This window comes from uncultured Fibrobacter sp., from assembly GCF_947166265.1.
Taxonomy (GTDB): domain Bacteria; phylum Fibrobacterota; class Fibrobacteria; order Fibrobacterales; family Fibrobacteraceae; genus Fibrobacter.
This window is the reverse complement of record NZ_CAMVDO010000033.1, coordinates 1-12,614: the sequence shown is the minus strand read 5'-3', so window position 1 is coordinate 12,614 and position 12,614 is coordinate 1. Positions and strand designations below refer to the sequence as shown.

The window sequence follows — 12,614 nt, the reverse complement described above, 5'->3', positions numbered from 1 at the left end:
TCTTAGAAGAAGTATTCGGCGCTGACATACAGACCGCTGGCGTCGCCGCCGAGGGACTGCTTGCCGCTACGCACGATCAGCTTTGCCTTCAGGTCCAGCTGATTCGGGATAACGAAGTAATCGGCACCGATCCAGATGGAGATGTGCTTGTCGCCGTCATCGTTGGCGCCGTATTCCTTGCCGTCGTCACCTTCGGTTTCACTTTCGGTGAGACGGTACTTGAGCTTGAGGCCTGCAAACGGGGTCACGCCCACGTTCGGAACGGTGTAGCCGATTTCGCCTGCCAGGTGCATGTCGAGGCCGCGTTCGTTGTTGTCGTGTTCAAAGCCCCAGTCGAAGGCACCTTCGGTACCGAATTTGAGGCCCGGAACGGTAGTGACGGGCATGCTGAACTGGGCACCGAAATAGAGGGAGATTTCGTCATTCGTGACTTCGTCGCCACCGATAGGCAGGTTGACGTCGACAAATGCGTTTACCATGGGGTCGAACTGGTAGCGTCCGCCAATGGTCAGGTCGCGCAGACCGTCGCCACCATTTTCACAACCCTTGCAATCCGTTTCTTTCCAGAACTGGTAACCCCAGCCCTGCAGAGAAAGTTCAAGGTTCTGGATAATGCTGTAGCGGGCACCGATGGTAAGGCCTGCCTGAGACCAGTCGTGGTCCCAGTCGTAGTACATGCCGGCTTCGGCAGAACCCTTGCCTGCTTCGAGAACGGGATAGTAGTCCCAGGTGGCGAATGCGGCGCTTGTAACGAGGGCCGCTGCGAGTGCGATTTTCTTGAACATTCCAAACTCCTTATTGGATTATTTTTTTGCCAAATTTAGTAAAAAATGCCCCGGCCAGTAGCTGGGGCAGTCGCGAATAAAACTTCCGCTGGAATTAGAAGTTGATGTCGAGGTGAATATCGAAGGTGGTCTTGACTTCGTCGCGACCCGTCTTCACGACCAGGTAATCCTTTCCGCCGACAAGGAAGTTGAGGCCAAGGCCCAGGGTGAACATCTGGTTGAAGTTGATGTTTGCGCCGAGGAACGGTGCGATGCCGAACTTGCCGGTATAGCTCTTGTCGCCGTCTTCACCGTCGTAGGTGTACTTGCCGAGCAGCATGCCGAGGTCAAGTCCGACGTACGGAACGAACATCTGGCTTACTAAGAAGTCGCCTTCGAGGCCGAGGTTCAGGGTCCAGGGCGGAGTGGCCTTGTCCTTGCCCTTGGTTTCGAGGGCGAGGCCGAGTTCAGAGCCAAAGTCGATCATGCCGAACTTCTGGGAGTATTGGGCACCGAAGTGGAAAGTGAAGTGGTCGTCGTCACCACAGATGTCGTCGTTGCAGGTGGGGAGGGCGAAATCCAAGAAGGCGTTCATGGTGGGCATGAACTGGTAGCGGCCCATGAGGGTAATGTTGTCAAGACCGGTGTGTTCGGTGTCGTCGCCGTCCCAGTAGTTCACGACGACAAAAGGAATATCCAGACCCAGTTCCAAGTTGGGAATGACGGTATAGCGACCCTTGACGTAGAGGATTCCGACGGTAGACTTGTCCTGGAACACGTCTGCTTCACCGATAGTGACCTGTCCCTTGTGGTTGTCGAGAACCGGGAAGTAGTTGTAGGTTGCAAACGAGGCTGTAGCGGCGATGGCTGCAGCGAGGGCGACTTTCTTAAACATAATGTCTCCTTGAAAATTGTCTGTAAGAATAATGTAGTATCTTTGCCTTGTTTCGTAAAGGCCTGTTTACAAGAAAAAGTGTAAAAAATCACCTTCGATGGGCGCCTCTAACTCGTTGACTGACAATATGTTATTTTTTTTTGATTCTGTGGGCGTCGGCCCTTCGGCATGGTTCGGCAGGCTCACCAACCGAGCTCAGGGACCTTGCTCCTCCTCCCTCGCTGCCCTTTGCTTCGTCCCTTTGCTTCGACAAACTCAGCACAGGCTTGGGCTCAGGGTCCTTTCTTTTCGTTTTTAATTCTTCATTGGATCCCCTCCCTCGTTGCACTCGGTCGAGGATGACCGCCGATGCCCTAACCACTAACCACAAACCACTGTCTACTTCAAGTATGTTCTGCGTCACAAATACAACGTTTTTTTGGCTGGAGGGGGTGCTTTTTGTGTTTTTTTAGGGTATTTTTATATTAGAGTAAGTTCCAGAGGGTTATATGAAGGCAAAAATTGGCTTTTTGTGGTTTGCCGTGCTGTTCTGTAGCAGCATGGCTTTTGCCGTAAATGGATCCGCTTATTACAACTTAGTTTCCATAAGGACCGGGGGAATTGGCCCTGCCTCGATGACAACCGTTGTCCTGAGCCAGGGGGATTACCCCTGCACCAACGCTAACTGGACGCTTGTATACGACCGGATTAGCTATTCGAGCAACGGAATGGGGTATATCGGAACTTATTTGGGGATGGGGCCGATGGCGAGATTCAGCCAATCGGGAAACTGCCTTGCTGCAAAACCGGATACGCCCGAAAACCTTTACGAAATGTTGAACTCCGCCTGGATCGAGGGTGACGAGGGAATGCCGCTTACGCTCGGCTCGGATATCGACCTGGGCGAGTTTAACGATACGACAGAGGTGGGAACGTGCGAAGTAAACCATGTTCCGCTTCCGTCGATGCCGAATTCTGCGATTCATGGGAACGGCTTTACGGTCAAGCATCTTTGTTACGCGGCAAATTCGATGACCTCTCCGGTAGGCCTTTTCGAATCGATTCGCGAAAATACGGTGGACAATTTCAAGCTGAATGGCGTTCGCATCTACATTGATGGCAAAAGTCACAATGGCGCCGACTATTACCCTGTGGGTGCCCTGGTGGGTGTCCTTGAACTTTCCACAGTCGATGGGATTGTCATCGCGAATGATTCTATCCAGGCTCCCGTTGCAGGCGGCCTGATCGGTTTTGTCAAGAGCTCGACCATCAAGAATATTTCTGGCGATGACGATATCAATGTGTCGAACAAGGTCTCCATCACCAAGGGGTACGCGGGTTCCAAGGTGATCGGGTCTGTTTCGGACTACCAGGTGTTCCTGGGCGGTATCGTGGGTGTCGACTACCGTTTCGAAAACGACGATCCGTCATTCCTCGACGATTCGGTCAAGGTGGAAGTCCATGACTATGGTGTAGGGCACAAGTCTGCCCTGGGTGGCATTGCGGGGCTTTTCAGCACGACAGGGGAATCGATCGAGAACGTACAGGTGTATTCAAAGTATAAGACCGATGAAACCGTACCGACCAGAATTTCGGGCGGCTCGGCCATGGGCGGCCTGTTCGGTGCCATGGTGGTGTATAGCGAAAACAATGTCTCTAAGGTTGGCGACTTTACGGTTTCGAACAGCCGTTTCGATGGTGAAATCTACGATGCCGCGTCTCCCGACGTGATTGCGGTAGGTGGCCTTATCGGCCTGGATTCGCTCCTTTCGGGAATGTCCGTGAAAATTGTGAATAGTGGGGCGAATGTGAATGTCCAGGATTCGCTCAAGGAAGCTAAAAATTTCCGTTACTATGCGGGCGGAATTTTGGGCTATGGAAGTTCCTGCCGGAGCGGAAGCAAGGTGGGCTCTGATTTTGTGAGCATTCTGGGGTCCAAGACGTCGGGTTCCATTTCCGTAGCGGCGTCGGCAGCAGAAGTCAAGGGCGTCCATAGCCAAACTTATTTGGGCGGAATTGCGGGCGACGCATGCCTTGCGCAAGATGACACGCTCGGGCTTGTCAACGACACTTCGTCAGTCGTGATTTCTGCAAGGGTCAAGACCTCTGTCGACAAGAACAGGATGAGCAACGGCGCAAGCGATCGCGACAGCTTGTTCGTGGGCGGAATGATGGGCTTTGTGAGGGTGGCCGTTTCGGATACCCATCTTTTGACGGGACTCTATTATACGGGGTCCATTACGGTCGAAGATAGCCTGAATAACGTGTTTGTCGGAGGCATTGTCGGAGCTTTCCCGCAGGCGGAAGGCGGAAAGTCGCTGCACTTTGAAAATGTGGTTGTAAATACCGAAGACGTGATTCATTACACTCCCGTTTCGGCGACGGCGACAACGACCATAAAGCAGACCGCCAAAATCGGCGGAATATGCGGCCTCTGCAACGAAGTCGCGGAGATGAATAAGGTGGGCGTTAAAGGGAATATCCTGGTAGAAGGCGCCTATGAGGGGGATTCGCTTATCGTCGGTGGACTTTTGGGATCGGTCTACACGAGCCTGAAAATGCTCCAATTGAAGAATACCATGACGAATGGCAATATCTTAGTCGATGAATCCATCGAACAAAAGCAGGTGGGATATATATGGGGTTCTGCCCTGTTGAACAAGGGTTTCGAGCTGATTTCGAATTATCACTATGGCGAAAAGGACCTGTCGCTCGATGCATTTGGAATCTTTAATGCACCGGCTACCGTAGAAAACTGGCGTACAAGCGATAGTATCTTTTATGTGGTGCGTAACGGCAAGAAAAAGAATTATACGGAAGTTCATCGTAATGGAATTGTCGTGACGGATTCCATGAAAAAGTCTTCTTTCGCGGGCTTTATGAACAAGGCCTACGGGCTTGGCGAAGAAGCCGAGGCGCAGTATGCCTGGACATACGTTTCCGGCAAGAATGGCGGCCTGCCTATTTTCGCGGATGAAAAGAATCCGCCGGTTGTACCCGAGGCAGGTTCGTTCGTGGTGACCTTTATCGCTGATCGCGATAGCGTGACAATCAAGCAGGAAACCGTTGCCGAAGGGGAGGCTGCGACGGCGCCCGCCCTGGAGGACATGCCTGAATTCGAGGGCTATACCTTTAGCGGAAAGTGGAACAAGAAATTCAACAAGGTGACGTCTGACTTGACGGTGTCGGCCATCTATTCCATCAACAGCTACAATGTGCAGTTCCTGGATTACGACAAGACGCTCCTTGACGAAAATACGGTGGAATACCTTGCCGAGGCAGAACCGCCTACCGCCCCCGAACGCACGGGTTATACCTTTATCGGCTGGGACGATTCCTCTTATACGGCCGTGAAAAAGGATCTTGAAATCAATGCGGTGTATGTGGCCAACCGTTATCGGATCGTGTTCAACGATTACAATGGCGAAATGGTCTGGAGCGATTCTGTCGCGTACGACGGCATTGTCGATGAACCGGTGGGCCTTACGAGGGAGCGTACCCCTGCTTATCGGTACGTGTTCAAGGGATGGACTCCTGCCGTTGCCCGTGTGACCGGCGATGCCGTCTATACGGCCGTCTACGATTCGGTGAAGAACGTGTATGCGGTTGTCTTTGTCGATGACGATGAAACCCAGATCGGGGATACGGTTTGGGTGGAATACGGCGATGCCGCTGTGGCCCCTGCAAGTCCCGAACGCGAAGGTTACGTGTTCGTGGAATGGGACCGCCACTATGACGTGGTGACCGAGAATATCAAGATCAAGGCGCGCTACGAACTGATTCCTGTGTCCTCGAGTTCGGAGATTGTCTTGAGTTCCTCCAGCTCCGAAATTCAGGTGTCTTCGAGCAGTGCAGAAATGCCGGTGTCCTCTAGCGACGAGGTTGTCTCGAGTTCGAGTGCCCCGGTGGTAGAAAGTTCTAGCAGCGTCCGCGGTGAAATCAGAATTGCGGATGCCAAAATTGAACAGTCGGGAAATGCGATCCTCTTGGCCTTTACCGCAGAAAATGTGGATGCATCGACTCCGGTGCGTGTCGTCGTGAAGGGTAAAGACGGTGTCGTGGTCGATACGGTTTTGGATGAATCGATTGTCCGTGGCGGCAAGTGGCAAATGGCGCCTGCGCCGATGGGCGAGTTCAAGGTTTCCCTGACGGTGGGCGACAAGGTGGAAAATGCCAAGTTCGAAGGGGCTTTCGAAGTGGCATCCAAGATGGTGGCCGCTCCCGGAAGCTGGCAGATGATTTCGCTTTCTGCTTTCGATAGGAACAGTGCCAAGGCAGGGGATGCGACCTTCTACTGGTGGGACGAACGGAACCCGGTCGGGGATTACTGGCAGTACCGTTCCATTGTCGATGAAGATTCCGATGCGACGCGTGGTTTCTGGTACGGAACGACGACCGGAATGCCCCTGGTGTTACGCGAGGCTCCTGTTGTGGCCGATTCTGAAATCGTGTGGATCCTGGACAGCCTCTATAGTGGCTGGAACCTGGTGGCAAATCCGTACGGCTGGTATGTAGACCTGAGCAAGGGTGCCACCGATAACGGAAGCAAGGTGACGTTCTGGCGCTGGAATTCAGCCTTGTCGGAGTACGAAGTTCCCACGGTTGTTGGCCCCTACGAAGCCGTATGGGCGAAGGTTTCTCAGCCGACGACTTGGAAAATGCCTGCCGCTCCGGTATTTGATATAAGGAAAATCGAAGGCGTCGATGAAAAGAAATCCCTCCGGAAAGCGTCTGCGGACGTTCCGGGTACATGGAACCTGAATGTCGCATTGTCCGACGAGTTTGGCAAGAAGGATTCGTGGAACGTGATTGGTGCGGGCTCGGAGGAATCTCTCGAAGAACCGCCTGCGGGCATGGGCGACCGCGTGTCGCTTTCTATCCGCGAAGTGAATGACGATGGCAGCAGGGGCGCAAAGCTTGCGAAGAGCATCAAGGCGGTTTCCGGTGAGTATCGCTGGATTCTGGATGTGTCCGCCAACAGTGCTCGCGAAGGTTCACTTTCGTTTGAAGGCATCACCGAACTCAAGAAACGGAATCTTAAGTTGTTTGTAACTTCCGAAGGTGAAACCGTAGAAGTCGAGGACGGAACCTCGGTGAACGTACCGCTTGCAAAATCGGTAAGTCAGGTAGAAGTTCGCGTGGCGCCTTCGAATGCGGTGGTGGCATCCAAGATTCGCGGACTCCGTTCCTTTGCAGATGGACAGTCGCTGCAGCTGAGCTTCGAGGCTCCTGAAAATCTGGCCGGTGCAAGTGCGAACTACGTGATTGCCGGCGTAGACGGCAGGGCTGTTGCGTCGGGGAACTTTACCGCGAGCGCAGGCACAAACCGTATTGCCGCAAACGTCCCCAGATCCGGCATTTACTTTGTAAAAATCAAGGTTGGAAGTCAGGACCTTTCCGCGAAAATCCTGAAAAAATAGCGCTTGCAGGAATGTTCCTGTGATAACCGTCAAAAGGCGGGCCCCGCGCCCGTCTTTTTTGTATGTGAAACTCTTTTTTTCGCTGTAATAAATTATTATTTGTCCGATAAGCGCTGTATTGTGAACGGCGTCGGAGGCGTTTATGAGAAAAATGGCAAACCTCTTGGTTCTTTTAGTCCTGTTCCTTACGTGCGGGGCTATCGCTGCGATTAACCCGATTGGCTTTAGCTGTGAAACGCCCACTGGTACCGATGATGCTTTTAAATGCTCCGTGAAACAAATTGCCCCCGAAGAGGTTAGGGATACTTCGAGATTCCATGACAATTGGAACGATTTTGCGATTGCGTTTGCCCGCGAACTGGGTGCTGTTGAAGAAGATCCGAATACGGGGTCGATTCGCGTCACGTTTGAATCAGATATCGATCTTGGTGGCTATCAGGTAACGGGTAAGGACACGGCCTGCGTCTATGACGACTTTTTTCCTCTTTCGCTCGACGTGGGCACTCTTCCTGTAACAGTCGATGGTAATGGCAATACCATCAAGAATTTCTGCTATGTCGCCGATGGCTTAAGGTATTCCAAGGCGTCGTTCTTTGACGGAAACAATATCACATCTATCCAGAATCTCAAGTTCGACAACGCCTATGTGAAAATTGAGGCCAAAGAACAGAGTTCGCAACCGCCAACCTATACGGCGTCTATTCTTCATGCATGGCCGAGGTATGGGCACCTTTCCATTTCTGGAGTGTCAATCAAAAATTCAAGGCTGGCTGTTTCGGTGCAAAACGGAACCGTTTATGCTGGCGCCCTGGTTGGGTATGCCTTAGGAATGGATGGTTTGGACATTTCCAAAACGGTGGTGAATGCCGATGTCCGTATCGATCCGACTTCAGGGAGCCGGTATGCGGGTATGCTGGTGGGTTTTGTCAATGGATCGGTGGCGCAGGGATCTAGTTCCGTGAATATCGTTGGCACTAGCTCTAAAGGTGATATGCTTGTCTCGGACGATTTGCTTGCTTCGGGTGATATGCTTGGGTATATCGTAGGCTTGATAGCGAATGTGACAGAGGTAGACATCCGTTCGAACTACCATTTGGGAACAAGGGACGTGAATGTCAGGGATGCGATCGATTCCTTGACAGGGCGTGGCGATTGGAACACTCTCGGTAATTTCCGCAATGCGGTGAGCGATGGAACAGACGAACTGCCTGCAGATGGAAAACTGCATGTGGAAGGGTCTGGCGTAAGGTACAAGACTGAAGATGGCGAAAATATAATGCTGAGTGCCGTTCTCGACGAAGACGATATGAATACGCGCCTGTTTGCCTACGTGATGAACATGTATGCAAATGGCGACGCCTATTGGGAAAGTGGCGATGACGGCTACCTGGAAATAGCCGAGGAACGTACCGCGTTTCAGTTTGTGATTGAAATCGGTGATATTTTCGACAAGCTTACGGAAAAAGAATTGAAGTCGCTGGAAGGGTATATCGATATTTCGAGTTATCAGGGGCAAAATATGGAAGACGTCATGCTTTATCGCCTCTACGTTTATTCGGAAAAGGACTACCTCCTGGATCCTAAGTTCGTGAAGAAGATGAAGGCCTTGCATGTCGATTACGGAATTTTAAATGTGGACGGCTATAACGAAGTTGATCTGGAAAGCATGACGCTCTATGGAAACAGGTCGGGTGTGGCAAGGCTGAACCGTACGCTTGTCGTTGTGTACGAAATGCAGAATCCTGAAGTCGATACCCATGCGGACTATATTCCGATGGGAGATGTTCTGGAAAATCCGATTTTTATGTGGCCCAAGGTGGATCGTATTCCCTTGTTTGGTGCAAAAATCCCGGTCCCACCGGTAAGGCACTATCCCGAGAGATATGTAATCGAATACTATGCGGAATCGGCCTACATCAATTGTGATAAGAATGTTGCCCAATCGTGTGGCACGTATAAAAGTGCGAACGTCTTTGATGCGGTGTTCTTCTCGGAATTATTATCTGAATTTCATCTGTTGGGAGATTATTATGATGACACGTTGCACGTCGTTTATCGCGAGGCGGCCGACGTGAATCTTCCGAAGGCGACGTTTGCAAATGAAAGTGACAATGCGACGATTTCTTTGGTGCGTCTTGGTTACGGTGCCGATGGGAAGAGTGTCATTCGAGATACCGCTAGGATCAGTGTTCAGGGGAACGGCTATGCCGACGAATTGCTGATGTCGAAGTATTCGATAGACCTGGAACCTGGATTTGTTTTGAAAAAATGGAATGTCGATTTTTGGGCGTCTGCTGTAATGGCAGATTACCAGATAGAATGGTGCTATGACAGTGGCCTGGAACTGGAAGACGCCCTGAAAAATTGCAACGAGACGGTTCAGTATTCAGGGACTTACCCCTATATTGCCAATGTTAAGACTTTGTCTAGTGAATTGAATAAAATCCAGAGGACCGGTTCCGTAAAATGGAGCTTCGAAACGGAGAGCGATACCCTGAGCATGGATAGCCTTGTGAGAACTCTTGTGGCCGCACCCGAACTTAACGGGCTGAAGTATCATGTTCATTTGAATCCGGAGTTCGATGTGATTCCCTATAGGGTTGCTTTCGATGTAAATACAGATGAATCTTCCGTGTTCATTGATGATGACTGGTCGAATTATTCCTATTCGTACGAAAACGAGTATTCGGCTAAGTTCCCGACGCCCTACCGTGTCGAGGCCTGCTTTGATGGCTGGAGTGATAAGGCGACAGATTATAGTGTTTTAGACAATAGGTTGAGCAAGGATCTTCTCAAAGTCGTAAATCCCGTGGATAGCACGTTTAACGTGTATGCTCAGTGGACTTCTATGGAGTCGGGCGACAAGGAATGTCAGTATGTCAGCACCTTCCCGCTCGTTCTTGTAAGTCAGGGCCTTGACGGTGTCGAAGATGATTATGGCGAGGTGACGCTGTGGCAGTCGTATGAGTCTCTCGACAAGACGATTAAACTGGAACATGAATTTATCGAGGAAGTGGAAACAGGGGAACACCAGATGATTGTCCCTGTAGCGAACAATCGGATGACGTTCCATGTCTCGATGAAACCGAACGAAGGCTTTGGACTTTCGAAACTTTCGTTGGTGAAATTGGATTTTAATGGTAATGCAGGAACCGAAGGGTTCGATGAGGTTGTTCGTGATTCGACGGGCATTCAGTTCTATCAATCCGATACGTCGTTCTCGATTTGGCCGGCGTCTGGGACTGAATATAGATTGTATGCCATATTTGGGCGCCTGTTCAAGGTGGCGCTTGACCTGATGAATGGCGGTAAGAATATTTTCTATGGACCATACTCGAAGGCGGATACCCTTAACATTGTGGAGGGTGGAAGTTTTGAATTGCCGGATATGATTTATACGTCGGATGCCTGCGTGCTGGGGTGGAAATTCGACGCGAAGGCGAAGGACTATATCGGCCCGTACGATATTTATGAAAGCGATTCCTTGCTGGAACGTTTGGGTGACGGTAGGGATTTGTATGCCTGGTGGGGAAGCGCGGAGGAGTGCGTCGAAGATGGCAGTTATACCCTGGCTCGTCTGGAGGCTGAACACGGCAGCATAGAATTGATCGAGACAAAAATGCATGACGACGGCGAACAGTACGTACATTCGTTTGCCGAAAATTCCACGATGCTTTTGCCGTACGATATGTACCATTCCATTCTAGTGGTGAAGGCCGTTCCCGATAGTGGGTATCAGCTAGAGTCCTTGGAATTGATTGCTAAGGATTATGCCGATAGCGAAGACAGTGAAGACGAAATGCGGGAAGAACGATCGGTACTCCACGATGGGGATACCTTGCCATCGTTCCTTTGGGATGCCGTGTTCAAGGCGTCTTTCTCGGAAGCGCCTGTAGAAGTTGAAGAAGATACCGTGGAACAGAAGGATCCGCATAAGGCGGGTTCCCTGAAGCTGGTGGAACATGAACTGTTGCAGTCTGGAAATGCAATATGCGTTATGCTGAAGGTGAACCGTGCCGCCGTGGACCGTCGCGCCAAGGTGCAGGTCTCGCTGATGGATGAGCTGGGAAATGTCCTGGAAAAATCCCTGCTGACAAGCGCGGTAAAGGATACGGCCGAGATGTACTGGACCCATTACGCCCTTGTTCCGGGAGGCTACGTTGTCCACGCAAGCCTTTTCGACAAGAAAGATACGGTGCCCTTCGATACATCGCTTTCGGTGCGGACCCGTTTTGCAACATCTGGGGAATCCTGGCAGATGATTTCGCTTTCGGATGTGGACCTGGATTCGATTGTGTGGGATAGCGACCCGCTGTTCTACTCGTGGAAAGAAACTGCCGCTTATGGTGATTACTGGAAATACCAGCGGTACCAGGGTGGCGAAGTGGATCCACTTCGTGGCTATTGGTATGGCTCCCTGGAAGGCCGCGCGCTCGTGCTGCGTACAGATACCGCCATGTCGGGAGAAACCCTGGAATGGGAACTTGATAGCGGCTGGAACATGATGGCGAACCCCTTCGGCTGGGCGGTGAGGATTTCTCACGAAGATATTGCCGAAAATGACAACGATTCGATCTCAGTGTTGACCTGGAAAGGCGAAGAATCTGATTACGAAAGGAATGTCGAACTGGATGCGTACGAGGCCGCCTGGGTCTATTCCGATAAGAAGAGGACGCTCGAGGTCGAAACGGATCTGCTGATTCTGGATGCCGATAGCACCTACTTTACGCCGTGGAAACGCACCCGCAGTGGCGAGAAAAATAAAAAGGGCCTAAAAAAAAAGGCTGTTTTGGCGAAAGCCGTCTCTCGTGAGGACTGGGCTTTGCAGGTCAGCCTTTCGGATTCCAGGGGACATAGGGATTCGTGGAATGTCCTTGGGGCGGGTGTCGCTTCTGAACTTCCGGAACCGCCGTCTGGCATGGGCGACCGTGTGAATTTGTCGCTCCTGGATGGAAAACGGCCCCTCGCGAAGTCCATTAGGAAGGCCGGTGAGGCTAGCTACGAATGGAATGTGGCGCTGAGTGCTACGGGGGACCGAGTGGGCTACCTCAAGTTCGAGGGCGTGAAGGCGCTGAACGAGATGGGCCTCAAGGTATTCGTGACGGTGGACGGCAAGACGACCGAAGCGTATGCAGACGATTCCCTGAAGGTGTTCCTCAAGGCGGCGGGTTCTACCGCTACGGTCCGGGTGGCTCCGATGGATGCCCGAGCCTTGGCTTCGAGGGTGGAGAATCTGCGGCTCGAACAGGCTTTGGGTAACCTCCAGGTCGGTTTTGACGTGACGGAAGGCCTCGCCGGCGCTAATTATATAGTGCAGCTGGTGGGTTTGGACGGCAAGGTGGCCGCTTCTTACCGTGCCAAGGCGCTCTTCGGCCACAATACGGTCGCCCTGGATGCCCCGAAACCTGGGCTCTACCTCCTCCGCGTCCGTGTTGGCAGCGAACAGGCCACCCGCAAAGTGGCAATTTCCCGCTAAATCGGGGCGTTGCGGGGTGCCCCCTCTGTGAAGTGAACCCAAGAAGTTGGACTGTTTAAAGTTAGGTTAAATTCGCCTTA

The 12,614-nt window shown here is 51.8% G+C and carries 4 protein-coding genes; 2 read left to right on the top strand and 2 right to left on the bottom strand.

Features of this window, described 5'->3' with window-relative positions:
- Nucleotides 1-2: 2 nt before the first annotated feature.
- Both Q0W37_RS12695 and Q0W37_RS12690 read right to left on the bottom strand, forming a co-directional pair.
- Nucleotides 3-785: a hypothetical protein gene (locus Q0W37_RS12695; protein ID WP_297701925.1), complete on the bottom strand. Its 783-nt coding sequence runs from the start codon at nt 783-785 to the stop codon at nt 3-5.
- Nucleotides 786-879: 94 nt separating this feature from the next.
- Nucleotides 880-1,659, bottom strand: a complete 780-nt coding sequence (locus Q0W37_RS12690) for a transporter (RefSeq protein WP_297701924.1) — start codon at nt 1,657-1,659, stop codon at nt 880-882.
- 488 nt (nt 1,660-2,147) lie between these two features.
- On the opposite strand from Q0W37_RS12690, the gene Q0W37_RS12685 reads away from it, so the two are divergent.
- A complete protein-coding gene (locus tag Q0W37_RS12685) occupies nt 2,148-7,058 on the top strand; it encodes an InlB B-repeat-containing protein (protein WP_297701923.1) in 4,911 nt (1,636 codons plus the stop codon).
- Nucleotides 7,059-7,200: 142 nt separating this feature from the next.
- Nucleotides 7,201-12,534: a hypothetical protein gene (locus Q0W37_RS12680; protein ID WP_297701922.1), complete on the top strand. Its 5,334-nt coding sequence runs from the start codon at nt 7,201-7,203 to the stop codon at nt 12,532-12,534.
- Nucleotides 12,535-12,614: the final 80 nt, after the last annotated feature.

What these genes read in the sequence shown, in the direction of transcription:
- Q0W37_RS12695 (WP_297701925.1), bottom strand. Translation starts at nt 785, where the DNA reads ATGTTCAAGAAAATCGCACTCGCAGCGGCCCTCGTTACAAGCGCCGCA.
- Q0W37_RS12690 (WP_297701924.1), bottom strand. Translation starts at nt 1,659, where the DNA reads ATGTTTAAGAAAGTCGCCCTCGCTGCAGCCATCGCCGCTACAGCCTCG.
- Q0W37_RS12685 (WP_297701923.1), top strand. Translation starts at nt 2,148, where the DNA reads ATGAAGGCAAAAATTGGCTTTTTGTGGTTTGCCGTGCTGTTCTGTAGC.
- Q0W37_RS12680 (WP_297701922.1), top strand. Translation starts at nt 7,201, where the DNA reads ATGAGAAAAATGGCAAACCTCTTGGTTCTTTTAGTCCTGTTCCTTACG.